Origin of the sequence: Bacteroides sp. HF-162 (assembly GCF_015679285.1) — a bacterium.
Classification (GTDB): domain Bacteria; phylum Bacteroidota; class Bacteroidia; order Bacteroidales; family Bacteroidaceae; genus Bacteroides; species Bacteroides uniformis.
In genome coordinates this window covers 43,849-64,764 of sequence record NZ_CP064937.1, presented here as the reverse complement: position 1 = coordinate 64,764, position 20,916 = coordinate 43,849, and the positions used below count along the sequence as shown (strand labels likewise).

Annotated in this window: 12 protein-coding genes and 7 pseudogenes; 15 read left to right on the top strand and 4 right to left on the bottom strand. The window is 48.6% G+C overall.

Annotated features, from left to right (window positions below; genetic code table 11):
• Window positions 1–19 precede the first annotated feature (19 nt).
• From ITJ87_RS00285 to ITJ87_RS00255, 7 genes and pseudogenes are all read left to right on the top strand, one after another.
• Window positions 20–205, top strand: a pseudogene (locus tag ITJ87_RS00285) (glycoside hydrolase family 88 protein); the annotation flags it as partial.
• A gap of 110 nt (window positions 206–315) precedes the next feature.
• Window positions 316–609, top strand: a pseudogene (locus ITJ87_RS00280) (glycoside hydrolase); the annotation flags it as partial.
• A pseudogene (locus ITJ87_RS00275) lies at window positions 608–973 on the top strand (glycoside hydrolase family 97 C-terminal domain-containing protein); the annotation flags it as partial. The pseudogenes ITJ87_RS00280 and ITJ87_RS00275, both read left to right, overlap by 2 nt.
• A gap of 225 nt (window positions 974–1,198) precedes the next feature.
• Window positions 1,199–1,429: pseudogene (locus ITJ87_RS00270) on the top strand (hypothetical protein); the annotation flags it as partial.
• Between the two features lie 263 nt (window positions 1,430–1,692).
• Entirely contained in the window at window positions 1,693–3,699 is a 2,007-nt protein-coding gene (locus ITJ87_RS00265) for a glycoside hydrolase family 127 protein (protein ID WP_117966729.1), read from the top strand.
• A gap of 77 nt (window positions 3,700–3,776) precedes the next feature.
• Window positions 3,777–5,705 (top strand): alpha-L-arabinofuranosidase C-terminal domain-containing protein, encoded by a 1,929-nt coding sequence (locus tag ITJ87_RS00260; RefSeq protein ID WP_196096328.1) that lies wholly within the window; start codon window positions 3,777–3,779, stop codon window positions 5,703–5,705.
• Between the two features lie 208 nt (window positions 5,706–5,913).
• On the top strand, window positions 5,914–9,009 hold the full coding sequence (locus tag ITJ87_RS00255; RefSeq protein ID WP_117966734.1) for a glycoside hydrolase family 2 TIM barrel-domain containing protein: 3,096 nt from the start codon (window positions 5,914–5,916) through the stop codon (window positions 9,007–9,009).
• Window positions 9,010–9,139: 130 nt separating this feature from the next.
• Here ITJ87_RS00255 and ITJ87_RS00250 read toward each other — a convergent pair whose 3' ends face one another.
• Window positions 9,140–9,712 (bottom strand): DNA-3-methyladenine glycosylase I, encoded by a 573-nt coding sequence (locus ITJ87_RS00250; RefSeq protein WP_117599977.1) that lies wholly within the window; start codon window positions 9,710–9,712, stop codon window positions 9,140–9,142.
• 128 nt (window positions 9,713–9,840) lie between these two features.
• Between ITJ87_RS00250 and ITJ87_RS18925 the strand changes: the two are divergent.
• A pseudogene (locus tag ITJ87_RS18925) lies at window positions 9,841–9,940 on the top strand (mannonate dehydratase); the annotation flags it as partial.
• Between the two features lie 18 nt (window positions 9,941–9,958).
• Window positions 9,959–10,299, top strand: a pseudogene (locus ITJ87_RS00245) (mannonate dehydratase); the annotation flags it as partial.
• A gap of 94 nt (window positions 10,300–10,393) precedes the next feature.
• Here the strand turns inward: ITJ87_RS00245 and ITJ87_RS18920 are convergent.
• A pseudogene (locus tag ITJ87_RS18920) lies at window positions 10,394–13,712 on the bottom strand (beta-galactosidase).
• A 311-nt stretch (window positions 13,713–14,023) separates the two neighbouring features.
• Here ITJ87_RS18920 and ITJ87_RS00235 point away from each other — a divergent pair.
• From ITJ87_RS00235 to ITJ87_RS00225, 3 genes are all read left to right on the top strand, one after another.
• A complete protein-coding gene (locus ITJ87_RS00235; RefSeq protein ID WP_117966737.1) occupies window positions 14,024–16,180 on the top strand; it encodes a translation factor GTPase family protein in 2,157 nt (718 codons plus the stop codon).
• A 300-nt stretch (window positions 16,181–16,480) separates the two neighbouring features.
• Window positions 16,481–18,025 (top strand): sensor histidine kinase KdpD, encoded by a 1,545-nt coding sequence (locus tag ITJ87_RS00230; RefSeq protein WP_117599979.1) that lies wholly within the window; start codon window positions 16,481–16,483, stop codon window positions 18,023–18,025.
• 5 nt (window positions 18,026–18,030) lie between these two features.
• Window positions 18,031–18,732, top strand: a complete 702-nt coding sequence (locus ITJ87_RS00225) for a response regulator transcription factor (protein WP_005830176.1) — start codon at window positions 18,031–18,033, stop codon at window positions 18,730–18,732.
• Window positions 18,733–18,828: 96 nt separating this feature from the next.
• Here the strand turns inward: ITJ87_RS00225 and ITJ87_RS00220 are convergent, their stop codons facing one another.
• Window positions 18,829–19,005, bottom strand: a complete 177-nt coding sequence (locus tag ITJ87_RS00220) for a hypothetical protein (RefSeq protein ID WP_165491355.1) — start codon at window positions 19,003–19,005, stop codon at window positions 18,829–18,831.
• Window positions 19,006–19,204: 199 nt separating this feature from the next.
• Window positions 19,205–19,651 carry a MarR family winged helix-turn-helix transcriptional regulator gene (locus ITJ87_RS00215; RefSeq protein WP_005830183.1) on the bottom strand — a complete coding sequence of 149 codons (447 nt, stop codon included), beginning with the start codon at window positions 19,649–19,651 and terminating at the stop codon, window positions 19,205–19,207.
• 159 nt (window positions 19,652–19,810) lie between these two features.
• On the opposite strand from ITJ87_RS00215, the gene rpsF reads away from it, so the two are divergent.
• From rpsF to rplI, 3 genes are read left to right on the top strand one after another with little or no spacing between them, the layout of a single operon-like run.
• Window positions 19,811–20,155 (top strand): 30S ribosomal protein S6, encoded by a 345-nt coding sequence (gene rpsF, locus ITJ87_RS00210; RefSeq protein WP_025832522.1) that lies wholly within the window; start codon window positions 19,811–19,813, stop codon window positions 20,153–20,155.
• Between the two features lie 2 nt (window positions 20,156–20,157).
• Window positions 20,158–20,430, top strand: a complete 273-nt coding sequence (gene rpsR, locus ITJ87_RS00205; protein ID WP_004288442.1) for a 30S ribosomal protein S18 — start codon at window positions 20,158–20,160, stop codon at window positions 20,428–20,430.
• A 15-nt stretch (window positions 20,431–20,445) separates the two neighbouring features.
• Entirely contained in the window at window positions 20,446–20,895 is a 450-nt protein-coding gene (rplI, locus tag ITJ87_RS00200) for a 50S ribosomal protein L9 (protein ID WP_025832525.1), read from the top strand.
• The last annotated feature ends 21 nt before the right edge of the window (window positions 20,896–20,916 follow it).

The window sequence follows — 20,916 nt, the reverse complement described above, 5'->3', positions numbered from 1 at the left end:
TCCGCAGGCATGGACCTAGAAAAAGGCGTGGAATTATCTGACTACTGTAGCCTTGCAGCCCGATGGTCGCATAGGGTATGTACAGCCGATTGGCGAGAAAGCCATTCACGGACAAGTGGTTGATGCCCACTCTACTGCTAACTTTGGGGTAGGGGTATTTCTGCTGGCAGCTTGTGAGATGGTGCGTTTTTTGAATGCCGACTGATTTGAGAGAGTAAATAAGTGTATATGTTACACAACATATACACTTTCTTTGTATTATAATGTATATAGTGTTAATTTTACACCCGTTAAAAGGTTTAATATAAAAAGATTATGATTGTACGGATGAAAAACACTTTCCGGATGCTTTTGGCGGCAATGCTATTGTCGTTGTTTGCACTTCCGGGATATTCCTGGCAAAAATCCTTTCCCCAAAAAGATTATGTAGCTTATTTCACTGGGAATAGTGGCGATGAAGAAGCTGTCCGCTATGCTGTAAGCATGGACGGTTATACCTACTGGGCATTAAATGATAATGAACCGGTAATCGATTCGAAAGTCATCAGCTCCACCGGGGGAGTCCGCGACCCGCATATCTTCCGTTGCGAGGATGGCAAGACTTTCTATACAAAACCCCATTCAGAACTTTGCTTTGGCGCCCAATAACCTGACGGATGCTCCGCAAATCTGCCTCGACTTTATGAAACAAGTGCCCACTACTTGGGACGAGACCCGTTTCATTGACGGCTATCCAGGGAGACATATTGTTCTTGCCCGTTGTCATGGCAACACGTGGTACATAGCCGCTGTCAATGCAACGACGGAACCTCTGAAACTGAAACTTGACCTTCTTATGCTGGCAGGACAAGAGGTATCTCTGTATAGTGATGACAAGAAGATGCAGCCTCAATTAAAGCTGCAGAAGATAAAGACTGATGGTTCTCTGCAACTCACGGTTCGGCCGCAGGGAGGGGCGGTAATCGTGAAATAAAGAAGGCATGGAGCAACCCTTGTTTTGTAATGATATATTACGACGGATTACTTATTTTTTAAATATTTGATTATCAAGTGTCTATAATTGGCCTAATTCAGCCGTATACTGAATGGCATTCACTATACGACTGAACCCTATTCACTATACGACTGAATGGCATTCAGAATACGGCTGATTGTGACTATCGAACTAAATGTAAATGATTAATACCGACTTAATACCATGAATAGATTCTTGAAATTATTGTCCTTGTGTCTGTTCTTGACACTGACCGTTCCTTTGTGGGCTGTGATGAACGGAGTGGCGAATGAACCCGATTCAGTCTACCTCTTTTCCTACTCCCATGCCGACGGCAGTGGCGGTTTGAAACTAGCCTGGAGTCCCGATGGCAACCGATGGTTCAGTGTGGCAGACGGCAACTCCTTTGTCAACTCCGACTTCGGTCCCTGGGGGCTGGATCTGATAGAGTATGCCAATGGCGATGCGCGCCGCACCGTGTGGGGAGGAGGAACTGGGTGTGCCCATGGTAGACGAACACTATTACGTGGACTCGGGTTGGATGATTCACAACCAGGACTATTAGGGAAAGTAAGGATAAAGGATTAGGGATTAAGGATTAGAGATTAGAAACTCTGTGCTTTTGTGGCTCTGTGTTGAAATTAAAAATCCGTGTAATTCCGTGCTTGAAAACATAATAACTCAATACCTTAAAAGATATGAAGCAATTATTGACATTGGCATTTGTTGCAGCCATAGCCGGCAATGCATCGGCACAAAAGCAGCAGTCTTTGCATTCGGGTTATCCCATCGACCCGGTGCCTTTCACTTCGGTCAAGGTGACCGACAGTTTCTGGGGACAACGCTTGAAGGCAAACCGTGAGGTAACCATTCCGCTGGCTTTCGGCAAATGCGAGGAGACGGGACGCTATGAGAACTTTGTGAAAGCGGCTCATCCCAGTGACGAATATAAAGTGGAGGGCTTCTCCTTCGATGATACGGATGTCTATAAGACGATTGAAGGGGCAAGCTATTCCTTGCAGACTTACCCGGACAAGAAACTGGAAAAATATATCGACAGCGTGCTCGTCATCGTTGCCGCTGCCCAAGAGCCGGACGGATACCTCTATACGGCCCGCACGATGAACCCGAAACATCCGCACAACTGGTCGGGGCCGGAGCGCTGGTCGGAGGTGGAGAATCTGAGCCACGAGTTCTATAATCTGGGACACATGGTGGAAGGGGCTGTGGCCTATTACCAAGCTACTGGCAAGCGGAATTTTCTGGATATAGCCATCCGTTATGCCGATTGTGTATGCAAGAATATCGGCGAAGGTCCCGGACAGAAGCGTGTGATTCCCGGACACCAGATTGCTGAAATGGCATTGGTGCGCCTCTATATGGTGACGGGCGATAAGAAATACCTCGACCAGGCCAAGTTCTTCCTCGATGCACGCGGTACTACGGCGCGCAAGGATATCTATTTGCAGTCGCACAAGCCCGTGCTGGAGCAGGATGAGGCTGTGGGACATGCCGTGCGCGCAGGCTACATGTACTCGGGCATGGCTGACGTGGCCGCCATCACGGGCGACAGCTCTTATGTCCGTGCCATTGATCGCATTTGGGAGAACATTGTGGGCAAGAAGATATACATTACCGGTGGCATCGGTGCGCGCCATGAGGGTGAAGCCTTCGGCGACAACTATGAACTGCCCAACCTGACGGCCTATAACGAGACGTGCGCCGCCATCGGCAATGTTTATACCAACTACCGTCTGTTCCTGCTGCACGGTGATGCCAAATACTTCGACGTGCTGGAACGTACGCTCTACAACGGTCTGATTTCCGGTGTTTCGCTGGACGGCGGACGGTTCTTCTATCCCAATCCGCTGGCTTGCGACGGGAAGTACCGTTTCAATGCCGACCACACGATTACGCGCCAGCCGTGGTTCGGTTGCGCCTGCTGCCCCAGCAACATCAGCCGCTTCATCCCTTCGCTGCCGGGCTATGTCTATGCGGTGAAGGATGACAAGGTGTATGTCAATCTGTTCCTCTCCAACCGGGCCAAGCTGAAGGTGAACGGGAAGAATGTGGTGCTGGAGCAGGAAACCTCTTATCCCTGGAACGGTGATATCCGCTTGACAGTGGCAAAGGGCAACCAGCCGTTCGTCATGAATGTCCGTATTCCGGGCTGGGTACGCGGCAGTGTGCTACCGGGTGGCTTGTATTCGTATGCCGACGGAGAGGAGCTTGCCTACCGCGTGTCTGTCAACGGTCAGGAGGTGAAGGGAGCACTGCAGAAGGGTTACCTCAGCATCGACCGCCACTGGAAGAAAGGGGATGTAGTGGAAATTCATTTTGATATGCAGCCGCGTGTGGTGAAGGCCAATGACAAGGTTGCCGCCAACCGTGGCCGTGTGGCCATAGAGCATGGTCCGCTGGTGTATTGCGCCGAGTGGCCGGACAATGATTTCGATATCTCCACCCTGCTGCTGAACCGGCATCCGAAATTCCAAGTGGTGGAGCACCCCGACCTGCTGGGCGGTATCAACGAAATTACCACCCGTGCGCAAGCCTTGAGCTATGACGCCACGGGCCGCCTTGCCGCGAAGGATGTGAAGTTGACGTTGATTCCTTATTATGCTTGGGCGCATCGTGGTGAAGGCCGGATGGAAGTGTGGCTGCCGATAGAAGTGGGAGCCGCTTCGGCAGAACTGCAGGAATAAACTATGTATCTGTATCTAAAGATTTTATTATTTTTGTAAACTGTTTCCGTATTACTATAACATTTGACATTACTTATATGAAACAACTGATTACCACCCTTTTATTGTCTTGCGCCTTGGGTGCGCAGGCACAACATGTAATGACCGTTGACGTATCCCGGCCGACAGCCAAGATACAACCCACGATGTACGGCATCTTCTTCGAAGACATCAACTTCGGTGCCGACGGCGGACTCTACGCTGAACTGGTGAAGAACTGCTCCTTCGAGTTCCCGCAGCCCTTCGTTGGCTGGGTACCCTTTGGTAACGTCACGGTGCAGGACGCCGAGCCCTGCTTCGACCGCAATCCCCACTACGTGCGCATCGTCAACGACGGCCGTCGGCTGCGTGCCGGGCTCGACAACGAAGGTTTCCGTGGCATCGGCCTCAAGCAAGGCGAGGAATACCGTTTCACTGCCTATGCCCGCACTCCCGATGCCCGCCCCATGAAGCTCTCCGTTGAGTTGCTGAACTCCCGCGGCGAGAATCTGTTGACCAAGGAAATCGAAATCAGCGGCAACAGCTGGCAGAAGCAGACCGTCCTCCTCCGCTCCCCCTTCACCGATGCCCACTCGCGTCTGCGTGTGGTGTTGCTGACGGAGGGTACGGTGGACATGGACCACATCTCGCTCTTCCCCGTCAAGACCTGGAAGAACCGAGAGAACGGTCTGCGTGCCGACCTCGCCCAAGCGCTCTATGACCTCAACCCCGGCGTCTTCCGCTTCCCCGGCGGCTGCATCATCGAGGGCAACACCCTTGCCACCCGCTACCAGTGGAAGAACTCCGTGGGCCCGGTGGAGAACCGTCCGCTGAATGAGAACCGCTGGAACTACACCTTCAAGCACAAGGCCTTCCCCGACTATTTCCAAAGTCTGGGCCTGGGCTACTACGAATACTTCCTGCTGAGTGAGGATCTCGGAGCCGAACCGCTTCCCGTTCTCAGTTGCGGCCTCTCCTGCCAGTACGAGAGCAACGAAGTGGTGCCCCTCGACGAGCTCGACCTCTACGTGCAGGATGCCCTCGACCTTATCGAATTCGCCAATGGCCCCGCTACTTCCACCTGGGGAAAGCTGCGTGCCGAGATGGGACATCCGGAGCCGTTCCACCTCAAAATGATTGGCATCGGTAACGAACAGTGGGATAAGGTCTATACCGAGCGTCTGGAAGTCTTTACCAAAGCCATCCGCGCCCACTATCCCGACATCAAGATTGTTGGCTCCTCCGGCCCCAACGCCGATGGTGACAAGTTCGACTACCTCTGGTCCGAGATGAAACGCATCGGTGTGGACCTGGTGGACGAGCACTACTACATGGCCCCCGACTGGTTCTTTGCCAATGCCGCCCGCTATGACAGTTACGACCGCCGCGGCCCCAAAGTCTTTGCCGGCGAGTATGCCTCCCACGACCACCCCACGGGCAAGGCCAACAATTTCCTTGCCGCCCTCTCCGAAGCAGCCTTCATGACCGGGCTGGAGCGCAACGCCGACGTGGTGCACCTTGCCACCTACGCCCCGCTCTTTGCCCATGTGGATGCCTGGCAGTGGAATCCGGACCTTATCTGGTTCGACAACCTCCGCATGATGCGCACCCCGAACTATTACGTCCAGCAGATGTATGGAATGAATGCCGGTACCGACGTTCTCCGTCTGCAGATGGACGGCAAGCCGGTGGCTGGGCAAGACAGCCTCTATGCTACGGCCTCCCTCGATACCCCTACGGGAGAAATTATCCTGAAGCTGGTCAACGCAGGCAGTACCCCGGCCCAAGTGCAAGTTAACTTCAACGGTTTGAGGAAACGCCAACTCATCGGCGGTTCGTGCACGTATCTGCAGAACTGTGACTGGCGTACGGTGAATACCTTGGAACAAGAAACTCTCGTTCCCCGTATCCGCCCGGTGCAAGTCGGCGCGCAATCCCTCGACTTGGAGCTGCAGCCCCGTTCATTCAGCGTCTACCGCCTGCATTGACATCCCTTTCCGAAAGGTGGAGGGAGATGGCATACAGTTAGTTTTCCCTCCCCTTTCCGGGGCATGAGCCGTGGAAAATTGCTTCCGTGAGCAAATATTCATCCTTTTTGGGCCGATTCTCCTCTTGAAATAGCCCGATTCGCCTTATTTTTGTAACAGCATTCGGAGCATTCCCTATGCTGTTATTACTATTTTTAAACTAATCATCATGAAGAAACATCTTATTACCGGACTGTTTGCAGCCTTGGCCTTGTCTGCCAGCGCACAGTCTTTCAAAGAATGGCTCGACCCTGAGGTCAACGCCGTGAACCGTGCCCCCATGCACACCAACTACTTCGCCTACGAGTCGGCCGATGTCGCCACCCGGGGCTTGAAAGAACAATCGTCCCGTTTCATGACACTGAACGGCATCTGGAAGTTCTTCTGGGTGAAGGATGCCGATGCTCGCCCTACCGACTTCTGGCGTGTGGGCTACAATGACAAAGGTTGGAACGACATCCCCGTCCCCGGCGTGTGGGAACTGAACGGCTTTGGCGATCCTATCTATGTGAATATTGGCTACGCCTGGCGCAACCAGTTCCAGAACAACCCGCCGCAGGTGCCCGTCGAGAACAATCATGTAGGTTCTTACCGCCGTGAGATTACCGTGCCCGCCGACTGGAAGAATAAGGACATCATCGCCCATTTCGGCTCTGTCACCTCCAATATGTATCTGTGGGTGAACGGCCGTTATGTAGGTTATAGTGAAGACAGCAAGCTCGAAGCCGAATTCGACTTGACCCCTTACTTGAAGCCCGGCCAGAAGAATCTGATTGCCTTCCAGGTATTCCGCTGGTGCGACGGTACCTATCTCGAAGACCAGGACTTCTTCCGCTACAGCGGTGTAGGGCGTGATTGCTATCTCTATGCCCGCGACAAGAAACGCATCCAGGATATCCGCGTCACTCCCGACCTGGATGCCGACTACCGCAACGGTTCCTTGAGAGTGCAGCTCGATGTGAAGGGTGGCGGTAACGTCAGCCTTGAACTGCTGGACGCTGCCGGAAAGCAGGTGGCTACAGCTGCTGCCAAAGGCAGTGGCACTGCCCTGATAAATGTGGAGAATCCTCATAAATGGACGGCAGAAACACCCTACTTGTATACCCTGCGTGCCACCCTGCAAGGCAGCAGTGAAGTGATTCCCGTAAAGGTAGGTTTCCGCAAGATAGAACTGAAGGGAGAACAGATACTTGTCAACGGCCAACCCATCCTCTTCAAGGGCGCCAACCGTCATGAGATGGACCCGGACGGCGGTTATGTCATCTCTCGCGAACGTATGCTGCAGGACATCCAGGTGATGAAGCAGTTCAACTTGAACGCCGTGCGCACCTGCCATTATCCCGACAACAATCTTTGGTATGACCTTTGCGACCAGTACGGTATCTATGTAGTGGCAGAGGCGAATATCGAGTCTCATGGCATGGGCTACGGCGAGCAGACCCTTGCCAAGCGTGATGATTATAGAAAAGCGCACTTGGAACGCAACCAGCGCAACGTGCAGCGCAGTTTCAACCATCCCAGCATCATCTTCTGGTCGCTCGGCAACGAAGCCGGCTATGGTCCTAACTTCGAGGCCGCCTACGATTGGGTGAAAGCCGAAGACCCCAGTCGTGCCTGCCAGTACGAGCAAGCCGGTAAGACAGGCAAGACTGACATTTACTGCCCTATGTACTATGGTTATGAGGGCTGCCGGAAGTATTGTGAGGATGCCTCCATGACGAAACCTCTCATTCAGTGCGAATACGCTCACGCCATGGGCAATTCTGAAGGAGGCTTCAAGGAGTATTGGGATTTGGTTCGCAAGTATCCCAAATACCAAGGCGGCTTTATCTGGGATTTCGTTGACCAGTCTCCCCGTTGGACGGGCAAGAACAGCAAGATGATTTATGCCTACGGCGGCGACTTCAACCGCTTCGATGCCAGTGATGTGAACTTCTGCGATAACGGTCTTATCAGCCCCGACCGTGTGCCCAATCCTCACATGTACGAAGTGGGGCGTATCTATCAGGACATCTGGACTACTCCGGCCGACTTGGAGAACGGTGAAATCAATGTGTTCAACGAGTACTTTTTCCGCGACCTCTCTGCCTATTACATGGAGTGGGAGGTGCTGAAAGGCGGCAAGGCAATTCGTACCGGTCGCGTGGATAATCTGAATATAGCTCCTCGGCAGACAGCCAAGATTAAACTGGATTTGGGCAAGACCTGCCAATGTACCGAATGGCTGCTGAACGTTTCCTATAAGCTGAAGAACCGCGAGGGTCTGCTTCCCGCCGGCCATGTGGTGGCCAAGGACCAGCTGGCACTCAATCCCTACAAGGCTCCTTCCATGGAACTGAAGAACTGCGTGCAGAGCAATGTAGAGGTGGTGGCTCCCCAAGTGCAGGATAACGATTGGAAGTATCTCATCGTTTCAGGTGATGCGTTCCGGGTAGAAATCAACAAGCACAACGGTTACCTGACCAAGTACGAAGTGAACGGACAGAATATGATTAAGGACGGTGAGGCCTTGACGCCCAACTTCTGGCGTGCTCCGACCGACAATGATTTCGGTGCGGGCCTGCAACGCAAGTACATCGTTTGGAAGAATCCGGAAATCAAGTTGACTTCTTTCAACCAGCGTACGGAGAACAATCAGGTCATAGTAGAATCAGCTTACGATATGCCAGGTGTTTCCGCTAAGCTGGCCTTGACGTATGTCATCAACAATGCCGGTGCCATCAAGATAACCCAGAAGCTGATAGCCGACAAGAACGCCAAAGTTTCGAACATGTTCCGTTTCGGTTTGCAGATGCCCATGCCCCGCAGTTTCGAAACAGTCGAATACTACGGACGCGGTCCGGTTGAGAACTATAGCGACCGTAACCATTGCACAGATTTAGGCATCTATCGCCAGAGCGTGACAGAGCAGTTCTATCCTTATATCCGTCCGCAGGAAAACGGAACAAAGACCGATATCCGCTGGTGGAAGATGTTGAATCAGTCTGGCAGTGGCATTAAGATTGTGGCCGAAGCCCCCTTCTCCGCATCGGCCTTGCACTATACCATCGAGTCTTTGGACGAGGGTTTGGACAAGCAGCAGGGACACTCGCAAGAAGTGGAAGAGGCTGATTTGACTAATCTCTGTATCGACAAGGTACAAGCTGGTCTGGGTTGTGAGGACAGCTGGGGACGTATTGCGCGTCCGGAGTACCTGGTGCCATACGCTGATTATGAGTTTACGTTCATCCTTTCTCCCGTGCGCCACAGCATCGGAATAGAATAACATTTACTGCGTACTAAACCACTGGTTTCATAACACAGCAGCGGTCGCCCTCCCCATTGGAAAGGCGACCGCTTTGCTATTGATGCTTTGTTTGCTTTTGTATATTTCTTCGTTTATATCATGATACAACTTACCTTTTCCGGCAAATGCAATCTGTCAGATGATCGTTGATAAATCCCGAAGCTTGCAGATGGGCATAGCAGATGGTAGAGCCGAAGAACTTGAATCCCCGTTTTTTCATGTCTTTGCTCATGGTATCTGATTCGGGAGACGATACCGGAATCTCACTCAATGACTGGAAGTGGTTGATAATCGGTGTCCGATCGGGAAAGAAGGATAACGTGTAGTTGTAAAAGCTGCCGAATTCTTTCTGTATGGCAAGAAACAGCCGTGCATTGGTGATGGTCGACTTAATTTTCAGACGGTTTTTCACGATGCCGTCAAAATGCATCAGCCGTTCCACGTCTTCGTCAGTCATTTGCGCCACTTGTGAGGCATCGAAATTGCAAAAGGCTTTGCGGTAGCCTTCCCGCTTTTTGAGGATGGTTATCCAGCTCAGTCCGGCCTGGGCACTTTCCAATACAAGGAACTCGAATAGTGTCTTGTCGTCTGTTACCGGTTTTCCCCACTCTTCATCGTGGTATTTCACATACAGCTCGTCGGTTCCGCACCAGCCGCAACGTCCGTTTATAATGTCTTGCATAAGAGTTATTTTTGTAATGAGATGCTAAGATATTGTTTTCATTGTGAATAAACAAATCTATCTATTCAGAATGGACAGTTTCCATATTCTTTCTTACTTTTGCAAAAAGGTGGTTTGGCAAGAAGGACAAGATAACTCTTGCCAATCTCGGCAAGGCAGGCATCCAGACGGTATGTTACAACCTAATGCCGGTGATTGACTGGATTCGCACGGACTTGCAACATTCCTAGGAAGATGAGACATTTCCTATTCAAGCGTTTGCTGGCGCTATACAAAGGGATAGACTGGGAGGTTTTACGCGAAATATGCGTTATTTCTTGTCTGTCATCATGCAGGTGTGCGAAGAATATGGGATGAATATGTGATACACCCTAATGACCCTCCTTTTCAGATATTGTGGGCCGCGTATTGTGACAGACGAGGCGGATATTACCTCGATATTGAGGGCAGTGGACAATCCTCATAATGGCCTGACTTTTTATGCCGGTTCATTGGGTACCGGTGAACAGAATGATACCCGTGAACTGGCAAGGAAGTTTGCCAAGCGTACCCACTTTGTGCATTTGCGCAGTACGAAGGCAATGCCGGCTGTGGTAGACGATGAATTGTACGGAAAATCTGTTTGATTGATTTTTCGTGTAATCCATGTCTAAATAATCTATTAGCGTATGTAAGTCCGACTTAATAGTTGAAAGCCTTGGATTTTACGTAAACCTTGAAGTCTTTGATTCCACCCGGTACCTCGCTTTCCATTCTGGGTAGATATTGTATGCCGGTCAGGGTGCGGGTACTACCCAAGTCAATCACGACAGAATGCGGGTATGGAGTGTCTTTTGTTGTGCTCCAATAGGTTGATTCCTGGAGGTCGAAGATTTTGTCCGCAGAACAGTTGACGTGGGATACGTCTTCGCTGTCGGCATAATTGACAATCCAGGGTTCGCGTGACAGACGTTCCCCATTCTCATCCAGCAGATACATTTCGGCAATGCAAGCCAGGTCTTTTCCATCTTGTGCACTCAAGGCTTCCAGGCAGACATAACGTCCGGTGACGGGTTGGTCGAATTTGCGCTCCTGCCAACCGTTGCCGGGATTGAAGCTGCCGGAGAGGACGGGCTGCTCACCGGACAAGTCGAGATTTTCACCCTCATTGCGGTGTGTCAGCGGTTTGGTAACGAGTAGTTGGTCCAGCAATGGCTCGCTCAGTCCTTCGGACTTAACTTCTTTGGGACCGATGATGTCGAAGACAATCACTTCATTCTCGCCTTTCTTCAACCAGCATCCCGGGATGTAGAGGGTCTGTTGCGGGCCGATTTCCCAAATGCGTCCCATGGCGTGCCCGTTGACGTAGACAAGTCCCTTGCCCCAAGTCTCGAAGTTTAGGAATGTGTCGCTGGGCTTGTTCACCTTAAAGGTGGCACGGTAGCAACCCGGAATGTGTTGTCCTAACTCATCTTTCAGTGAGCCGATGGGCTGGAACTTCATGTTCTTATAGAAATCGTATGTATCTTCGAGATTATAGACTTCCCAATCCTTCAGGTTGCAGGTGAAAGGACGGCCGTCGATGTCTACGGTAAGTTCTACGCTTTGGGTGATACCCTTGAAGTCCTTGATGGCACGTCCAAAGTTGATGCGGCCCATGGCTTCTACCAGAATGTCGAGGCGTGCACCTTTGGGGCAGGCGGGGAATTCCAGTTGCTTTTCACCGTTGCGGCGGTCCAGTTTGCCGATGTATTTGCCATCTAGGAAAACTTGGGCATAATCGTGCGCATCGTTCACAGTGAGCAGGGACGGGGTTTTCATCTCGGGCAGTGTGGTGCGGTAGAGAATACTTCCGAATCCCTGGTTATATTCCTCCATGGTACGGATATTGCAGTCTTTCTTGGCAGCAGGAAGATTGTCGAACAAAGGAGCCATCTCTGTAAATTGGAAAGACGGAATACGGATGGGCTTGATTAAAGCGGGAACTTTAGCCTGCTTCTCGCCGTTCATGTATTTGGACAATGCTTTTCGCAATTCCCAGTATTTGGGAGTGGTCTGTCCCGATTCGCTGATGGGGCGTCGTAGTCGTAAGAGGTTACGTCAGGGGCGAATCCGGGTGAGTTGGCTCCTGCCCAGTGTCCCCAGTTGGTCCCTCCGTGGGTCATGTAGAGGCTGAAGGAGATGCCTTTGGACAACATCTCGTCAATGCCGGCAATCATGTCGGCAGCCGGACGGGTTTCGTGGTTGGCTCCCCACTTGTCGAACCAGCCGCTCCAGAATTCGGAGCACATCAGCGGGCTATCAGGACGGAGTTTCTTCAGCGGTGCAAACTGTTGGTCGATGTTGGCTCCTGTACCGAAGTTCATGGTCCATACCAGGTCGTGGAGTCCGTTCTTGGTGAAGTTGGACGCCCAGTCGCATTGAAACAGTGCTACGCCGGGGTAATTGGCGCGTACGATGTCGCGGATTTGCGATACGTAACTTTTGTCTTCCCCGTAGGAGCCGTATTCGTTCTCTACTTGTACCATGATGATGGGACCTCCGTTCTGTATGGTCATGTCGGCTACCTGCTCGGCAACGGCTTTTTCAAAGATGCCTACACGTTCTATGAAGTAAGGGTCGGATTCGCGCAGGCGTATGTCCTTCTTCTTGAGCAACCACCAGGGCAGTCCGCCCATTTCCCATTCGGCACAGACATAGGGCCCTGGGCGCAGGATGACATACATATCGTTCTGCTGGCACAAGCGGCAGAATTCTGCCAAGTCATTCTGCCCGGTGAAGTCGAATACACCCGGCTGAGACTCATGAGAGTTCCAGAAGACGTAGAGGCAGACTGTGTTCATGCCCAGTGCTTTGCACATTTTGATGCGTTGGTCCCAATAGGCCTTGGGGATGCGTGGATAGTGCAGTTCTGCGGCTTTGAGACAAACGGCTTGCCGTTCAATAGGAATGTTCCTTTGCCGGCAGAGAAGTCGCCTTGTCCTTCCCATTGGGTACGCGGGTCCCAGCTGTCGCGCCAGGGTATCGTGATTGTTCCGTCCTTGCCGAATTCAAGCGGGAGCCATACGTAGCGCGAGTCCTCAAGGTCTTTCTTTTTCCAGCGGTCGAACATGGCAATGTAGGCATTTCCTTTTCCGTATATTTGCTGCACGTAAGTGCTTTGTGCATAGAAGGTCTTGTCTGCATCAGGACCGGTACATGGATTGCCGATGGTAGTCCATTGCCCCATGATGGAGTCGGCTACAGCCAGCTCGGCAACATTGGGATCCCAGCCGGTACAACCGGAAGAGAGCATATAGTATTTGCCGTTATACTTGAATACGGCGGGTGCTTCGCGGCTTTGCTTCACGAAATTGCGTGTATAGCGACCAGTGGGCTTCAGGTAGTCATCCGTTAGCTCGCTTATATATAAGGTAGCGTTGTTTTCCGAAGAGTAGAACTGATATGCCTTGCCGTTATCATCAATGAACACTGTTTGGTCGCGGCTCATCGCACCGTTGGGACGGAAGCTGCCTACATAGGTGAATGTTCCGGTAGGAGAATCGCTGACCGCTACGCCGGCACATGCCTTACTGTAGTCAGCACTTTCCACATGCGCCCACATGACGAATTTCTTTGTCTTCTCGTTGTAAATCACTTTGGGACGTTCCAGCACCTTGCTGGGGTGCAGGTCGTGTTTCTCGTCGTCTTTCACGGCAGGAAGTACAATACCCTCGAACTTCCAGTTCAGCAGGTCTTTCGAAGAGTAGCAGCTGACACCGGTTACGTCGGTGCGGTAGCATTCCCACGTAGCCCATTCGGGCAGGATGGTTTCTCCTTTTTTGTATTCGCCATACCAATAGTAGGTTCCTTCGTGGTAAAGAAGGCCGCCGCCATGGGCGTTGATGGGATTGCCGTCGGTGTCTTTCCATACTTCCCCTGGTATGATTGCGGCATTTTTCGTTTGTGCTTTTGTTTTTGCAGATGGCAGGCAGCAAAGGCAGGCCAGCAATGCAAAACTCCAAATAATTTTCCTTTTCATTTAAGAATTCGGTATTAGATAATTAATAAATCGTTTATGTTTTGGGCAAAGATATGCGAAAGTTGAGAAATGGAGGGTATGTAAATGTGTCAAAAAGGAGAGATTAGAGCTATAATCTCTCCTTTTTGTGATGTTTTTCTGTCTTTTCTATTTGGTTTGCACTTGTTTCTTAAGTTATAGGTAGGGGGTATTGTGTTTTATAACATGCTTCCCGATGTTGCTTTTCTTTGAATTAATGCCTAATTTGCGCCTCACAAAAAGTTAACGGCATCATCGTATGTCAGGTTATTCACTTAAAATCTTAATATATCATGAAAGTATATCAGACGAATGAAATTAAGAACATTGCCCTCCTTGGCAATGACGGCTCGGGTAAAACCACTCTCACAGAAGCGCTGCTCTTTGAGAGTGGTATTATAAAACGTCGCGGCAGAATTACTGCCAAGAATACAGTCAGCGATTACTTCCCGGTGGAACAGGAATACGGTTATTCTGTGTTTTCCACCGTTTTCCATGTGGAGTGGAACGGTAAGAAACTGAATATCATTGACTGTCCGGGTAGTGATGACTTTGTAGGAGCTGCCATGACGGCGCTCAACGTTACTGATACTGCCATACTGCTGCTGAACGGACAATACGGTCCTGAGGTAGGTACGCAGAACCATTTCCGCTATACCGAGAAACTGGGCAAACCGGTTATTTTCCTGGTAAACCAGCTCGATAATGAAAAGTGCGATTATGACATGGTACTTGAGCAGTTGCAAACCATATACGGTCCGAAGGTGGTGCCCGTGCAATATCCGCTGGCTACCGGACCGAATTTTAATTCGTTGATTGATGTACTTTTGATGAAAAAATATTCGTGGGGACCCGAAGGTGGCGCTCCCACTATTGAAGAGATTCCGGCCGAAGAAATGGAAAAGGCTACAGAGATGCACAAGGCTTTGGTAGAAGCTGCAGCCGAACATGACGAAGGCCTTATGGAAAAATTCTTTGAGCAGGACTCTTTGACAGAAGACGAAATGCGCGAAGGTATCCGCAAGGGACTGGCTTCACGCGGTATGTTCCCGGTATTCTGTGTCTGTGCCGGTAAGGATATGGGTGTACGCCGTCTGATGGAATTCCTGGGTAATGTGGTGCCGTTTGTGGACGAAATGCCACCGGTGCACAATACACGCGGTGAGGTGGTGAAGCCGGATTCTGACGGACCGACTTCCTTGTATTTCTTCAAGACTGCCGTTGAACCGCATATCGGTGATGTCCAGTATTTCAAGGTTATGAGTGGCAAGGTGCACGAAGGTGATGACTTCACCAATGCAGACCGTGGTTCCAAAGAACGCATTGCGCAGATTTATGCTTGTGCCGGTGCCAACCGTATCAAGGTAGAGGAAATGGTAGCCGGTGACATCGGCTGTACGGTGAAACTGAAGGACGTACATACCGGTAATACATTGAACGGTAAGGGCTCTGAAAACCGTTTCAACTTCATTAAATATCCGAACTCCAAATATTCACGTGCTATCAAGCCGCTGAACGAGTCGGATACGGAAAAGATGATGGTTGCTTTGAACCGTATGCGCGAGGAAGACCCGACGTGGGTGATAGACCAGTCTAAAGAATTGCGTCAGACTATTGTACACGGGCAAGGTGAATTCCATTTGCGTACCTTGAAGTGGCGTCTGGAAAACAACGAGAAACTACAAGTCAAGTTTGAAGAACCGAGAATACCGTATCGTGAAACGATTACGAAAGCTGCCCGTGCGGATTATCGTCATAAGAAACAGTCGGGTGGTGCAGGCCAGTTCGGTGAGGTCCACCTGATTGTTGAGCCTTACTACGAAGGTATGCCGTTGCCCGAAACCTATAAATTCAATGGTCAGGAGTTCAAGATGAACGTCAAGGGTACCGAAGAAGTTCCATTGGAATGGGGTGGCAAGCTGGTATTTGTCAATAGTATTGTGGGTGGTTCCATTGACGCACGTTTCATGCCGGCCATCTTGAAGGGTATCATGTCACGTATGGAGCAGGGACCGTTGACCGGTTCGTATGCCCGTGATGTACGTGTCATCGTATATGACGGAAAGATGCACCCGGTTGACTCCAATGAAATTTCCTTTATGCTGGCAGGACGGAACGCGTTCAGCGAAGCGTTCAAGAATGCAGGCCCGAAGATTCTGGAACCCATTTATGACGTGGAGGTATTTGTTCCGTCGGACAAGATGGGTGATGTGATGGGTGACTTGCAGGGACGCCGTGCCATGATTATGGGTATGAGCAGCGAGGCCGGTTACGAAAAATTGAGTGCCAAAGTACCTTTGAAGGAAATGTCATCCTACTCTACGGCACTTAGTTCACTGACCGGTGGACGTGCTTCGTTCATCATGAAGTTTGCCAGCTATGAACTCGTCCCGAGTGATGTGCAGGATAAACTGATTAAGGAATTTGAGGCTAAGCAAGCTGAAGAATGACTTTCAGGAGTTGGTAGTTTGGCTGTTGTAACTACCGGCTGCTAATATAACAATTGTTAAAGCCGTTGTTACTTCATGGCAAGTAATGACGGCTTTTTTCATTAACGTAGATTAAGAACATGTGGAATTGTGAATTGAATGATTAATTTTTTATTAAATTTGCAAACCAAAGACTTGTGTTTTTGTTATAATGCTCATAATACAACCTAAAAAATGGTCTTCGGTTAATTTACGAGAACGTCCGGTTAAATCAGGTTAATTGGTTAGGAGTGTTAATTAGGGAGTGTTAATTTTGTGACTATGAAAAAGTCAACTATATGGATATTAGGTGTTGTTATGGGTCTTTCCTTCCTCAGTTTGCTGTATTTGCAGATTGGCTATATTGAGGAGATGGTGAAGATGCGTAACGGACAATTTGAGGAGGCGGTGAAACGTGCGTTGATGGCTGCTTCGAAAGAGGCGGAGTCCGCGGAGGTTGTGCGTTGGCTGAATGAGGATATCTCCGAGGCGGAAAAGAAAGCATGGGAGCAATCGCAAAGCAGTAGCGGAGTGATGCGGACCCAGCGGTTTGTGATGACAGCTCCGGATGGCAGTGTCCGTTCTTCGGTGGAATTGAAGACTTTCAGCAATGAGCCTTCTGAATTGCCAAGAGCAATGATTTCACGCAAACATGGGGTAAAAACAATTCCCCAGACTTCACGCTCGCAGATAGAGATGCTTAAAAATCGCTATCTTTACCAGCGTGCATTGGTAGATGAGGTTGTGTTGCAGATGGTATATAATGCCAGTGACAAGCCGATTGAAGAGCGTGTTAATTTCAAAAGTCTGGACCAGTATCTTAAAGCTGGTCTGATAGAAAATGGTCTCGGTGATATGGACTATCATTTTAAGGTGATAGACCGGGAGGGTAGAGAAGTATACCGTTGTTCGGATTATAGCGATGTTGGGAGTGAAAGTTCTTATTCGCAGCCATTGTTTTTGAATGATCCGCCTGCCCGTATGAGTATCGTCAAGATACATTTTCCGGGAAAGAAGGATTATATCTTTGATTCGGTCAGGTTTATGATACCGTCGATGATATTTACTTTTGTACTGCTGGTGACGTTCATCTTTACGATTTACATCGTATTCCGCCAGAAAAAACTGACGGAGATGAAGAATGATTTCATCAACAATATGACGCATGAATTCAAAACACCGATTTCAACGATTTCGTTGGCGGCGCAAATGTTGAAAGATCCGGCTGTGGGCAAGTCTCCGGCCATGTTCCAGCATATATCGGGTGTTATAAACGATGAGACGAAGCGTTTGAGATTCCAGGTTGAGAAAGTGCTTCAGATGTCAATGTTTGACCGCCAGAAGGCTACATTGAAGATGAAGGAACTGGATGCTAATGAACTGATAACAGGTGTTATCAATACGTTTACGCTGAAAGTGGAGCGTTATAATGGAAAGATTGAATCGGAGCTTGAAGCTACAGATCCCGTGATCTTTGCTGATGAGATGCATATCACTAATGTGATTTTCAACCTCATGGATAATGCGGTGAAGTATAAACGTCCGGATGCGGATTTGCAATTGACGGTGAAGACCTGGAATGAGCCGGGCAAACTGATGATTTCCATCCAAGATAACGGCATCGGCATCAAAAAGGAGAATTTGAAAAAGATATTCGAGAAGTTCTATCGCGTGCATACAGGTAATCTGCACGATGTGAAAGGCTTCGGCTTGGGACTGGCTTATGTGAAGAAGATTATCATGGATCATAAGGGAACTATCCGAGCAGAAAGTGAACTGAACGTAGGAACTAAATTTATTATTGCATTACCTTTATTAAAAAATTGATTGATATGGACGAGAAACTGCGTATTTTATTGTGCGAAGATGATGAAAATCTTGGCATGCTTTTGAGAGAATATTTACAGGCAAAAGGTTACGCCGCCGAGTTATATCCCGATGGAGAGGCAGGATACAAGGCTTTCCTGAAGAATAAATATGACTTGTGTGTATTTGATGTGATGATGCCGAAGAAAGACGGATTCACACTGGCGCAGGAAGTGCGTGCGGCCAACGCCGAAATTCCAATTATCTTCTTGACGGCAAAGACGTTGAAGGAAGATATTTTGGAAGGTTTCAAGATTGGTGCCGATGACTACATCACCAAGCCCTTCAGTATGGAAGAACTGACTTTCAGAATTGAAGCTATTCTAAGACGCGTTCGCGGAAAGAAGAACAAGGAGAGCAACATCTATAAGATTGGTAAGTTTACATTCGATACGCAGAAACAGATTCTGGCGACTGCTGAGAAGCAGACCAAACTGACCACCAAGGAATCTGAACTGCTGGGTTTGCTTTGTGCACATGCCAATGAAATCTTGCAGCGTGATTTTGCATTGAAGACTATCTGGATTGATGACAACTATTTCAATGCACGTAGTATGGATGTATATATCACGAAGTTGCGTAAGCATCTGAAAGAAGATGATTCAATTGAAATCATCAATATTCACGGAAAGGGATATAAACTGATTACTCCGGAGGCTGAGTCTTGATGAGACTTGGCTTGGGAGGAAGAGAAGAAGAGAAAATAAAGAAGGCGGTCTTGCATGTATATGCAAACCGCCTTCTTTATTTCTTTCCTTTTGATATTAGTCGGCAATTCTCTTGTTGATGACAATGTAGGAAATCAATCCCACTACAACCAAAACGGCAGAACTGCCCAAGATGGCATTGTTGTTAACATTGCCGGTAAAAGAACATGCAACCAGGATTACAGCTCCTATTACGACTAATATCAATCCCAGATTTTTTAATAAACCTTTCATGTGTGTGTATTTTAATTAGATTATTATATTCTTTCGTATTCTTGTCACAAAGAAAAGCATAATTCTTTAACAAGCGAAATTATTTTTGCAAAAAATCCATATTTTAATAAAGAATGGAGAATGAGGAATGAAAAATGAAGCTTCATCCCCTTTTTTCTCCTCCCTTAATCTCTAATCCTTAAGCCCTAATCCCTATATCTTAGTCCTTGGTATTGAAGAAAATCTTTCTCAGTACCTCCTGGCTCACACTGAGCTCTTCGATGGTGATGCCTTTCAAGGCTTCTTTGAGGGTCTGGTTGGCAATGACGCGCGCACGTTCTTCCAGTTCCTTGCCGTCCTTGGTCAAATGTATCAGATTGGTGCGGCGATCTTTCTTGTCCGATATGCGCACGACGAGATGCTGACGCTCCATATTGTCTATTAAGCGCGTCATGCTGGGCTTGTCTTTGAAAGTTGCATTACACAACTCTTGTTGTGTCACCCCGTCCTTTTCCCATAAGAAGATGAGGACAGTCCACTGTTCCGGAGTAATCTCCAGACCGTTCTGACGGAAGTTACGGGACAGTTTGCGGTTAATGGCAGCCGACACTTTGCCGTTCAGTATGGCAAAGATAAGGCGGATATCAAAGTTAAATTGCTCTATCATGAAATTATTGTTTAAACAACTTTGCAAAGATAAGGCAAGCTGAAGACAATTCCTATATCCCTACACAAAAAAACATTAAATGTTTGTAGTTCAAAATAAAATGTCTACCTTTGCACCGCATTTTTAAAACGAATAATTTATTTATTTAATTAAACGAGTATGAATCAATACGAAACCGTTTTCATTTTGACTCCCGTTTTGTCTGATGTTCAGATGAAGGAAGCGGTAGAGAAATTCAAAGGCATCCTTACTGCTGAAGGTGCTGAGATTGTAAATGAAGAAAACTGGGGACTGAAGAAGCTGGCATATCCTATCCAGAAGAAGTCAACCGGTTTCTATCAGCTGATTGAGTTCAATGCAGAACCTACTGTCATTGAAAAATTGGAAGTAAACTTCCGTCGTGACGAGCGCGTTATCCGTTTCTTGACTTTCAAACAAGACAAGTACGCTGCTGAATATGCTGCGAAGAGAAGAAGTGTTAAATCAACTAAAAAGGAGGATTAATCATGGCACAACAAGTTCAATCAGAAATCAGATATTTAACTCCACCCTCAGTAGACGTTAAGAAGAAAAAATACTGCCGTTTCAAGAAGAGCGGTATTAAGTACATTGACTACAAAGATCCTGAATTCTTGAAGAAATTCTTGAATGAGCAAGGTAAAATCCTTCCGCGTCGTATTACCGGTACTTCTTTGAAGTTCCAACGTCGTGTAGCTCAAGCTGTGAAGAGAGCACGTCACTTGGCGTTGCTGCCCTATGTAACTGACATGATGAAATAATAGGAGGAGGAAAGTATGGAAATTATATTGAAAGAAGACATCGTAAACTTGGGTTATAAGAACGACATCGTAACAGTAAAGTCTGGCTACGGTCGTAACTACCTCATCCCGACCGGTAAAGCTGTTATCGCTTCACCGGCTGCAAAGAAAATGTTGGCTGAAGAGTTGAAACAACGTGCTCACAAGCTGGAGAAAATCAAAAAGGATGCTGAAGAACTGGCTGCTAAGCTGGAAGGTGTATCATTGAAGATTGCTACTAAGGTTAGCTCCACTGGTACTATTTTCGGTTCTGTTGGTAACATCCAGATTGCTGAAGAGCTGGCTAAATTGGGTCACAATATCGATCGTAAGATTATCGTTGTGAAGGATGCTGTGAAAGAAGTTGGCAACTACAAGGCTATCGTTAAGTTGCACAAGGAAGTTTCTGTAGAAGTTCCTTTTGAGGTGGTTGCTGAAGAAGCATAAATAAGTACGCTATAAATAGAA

Bases quoted from the DNA above. Each gene is read 5' to 3' on its own strand.
- ITJ87_RS00265 (WP_117966729.1), top strand. From the start codon at position 1,693: ATGAAGCAATTATTGACATTGGCATTTGTTGCAGCCATAGCCGGCAAT.
- ITJ87_RS00260 (WP_196096328.1), top strand. From the start codon at position 3,777: ATGAAACAACTGATTACCACCCTTTTATTGTCTTGCGCCTTGGGTGCG.
- ITJ87_RS00255 (WP_117966734.1), top strand. From the start codon at position 5,914: ATGAAGAAACATCTTATTACCGGACTGTTTGCAGCCTTGGCCTTGTCT.
- ITJ87_RS00250 (WP_117599977.1), bottom strand. From the start codon at position 9,712: ATGCAAGACATTATAAACGGACGTTGCGGCTGGTGCGGAACCGACGAG.
- ITJ87_RS00235 (WP_117966737.1), top strand. From the start codon at position 14,024: ATGAAAGTATATCAGACGAATGAAATTAAGAACATTGCCCTCCTTGGC.
- ITJ87_RS00230 (WP_117599979.1), top strand. From the start codon at position 16,481: ATGAAAAAGTCAACTATATGGATATTAGGTGTTGTTATGGGTCTTTCC.
- ITJ87_RS00225 (WP_005830176.1), top strand. From the start codon at position 18,031: ATGGACGAGAAACTGCGTATTTTATTGTGCGAAGATGATGAAAATCTT.
- ITJ87_RS00220 (WP_165491355.1), bottom strand. From the start codon at position 19,005: ATGAAAGGTTTATTAAAAAATCTGGGATTGATATTAGTCGTAATAGGA.
- ITJ87_RS00215 (WP_005830183.1), bottom strand. From the start codon at position 19,651: ATGATAGAGCAATTTAACTTTGATATCCGCCTTATCTTTGCCATACTG.
- rpsF (WP_025832522.1), top strand. From the start codon at position 19,811: ATGAATCAATACGAAACCGTTTTCATTTTGACTCCCGTTTTGTCTGAT.
- rpsR (WP_004288442.1), top strand. From the start codon at position 20,158: ATGGCACAACAAGTTCAATCAGAAATCAGATATTTAACTCCACCCTCA.
- rplI (WP_025832525.1), top strand. From the start codon at position 20,446: ATGGAAATTATATTGAAAGAAGACATCGTAAACTTGGGTTATAAGAAC.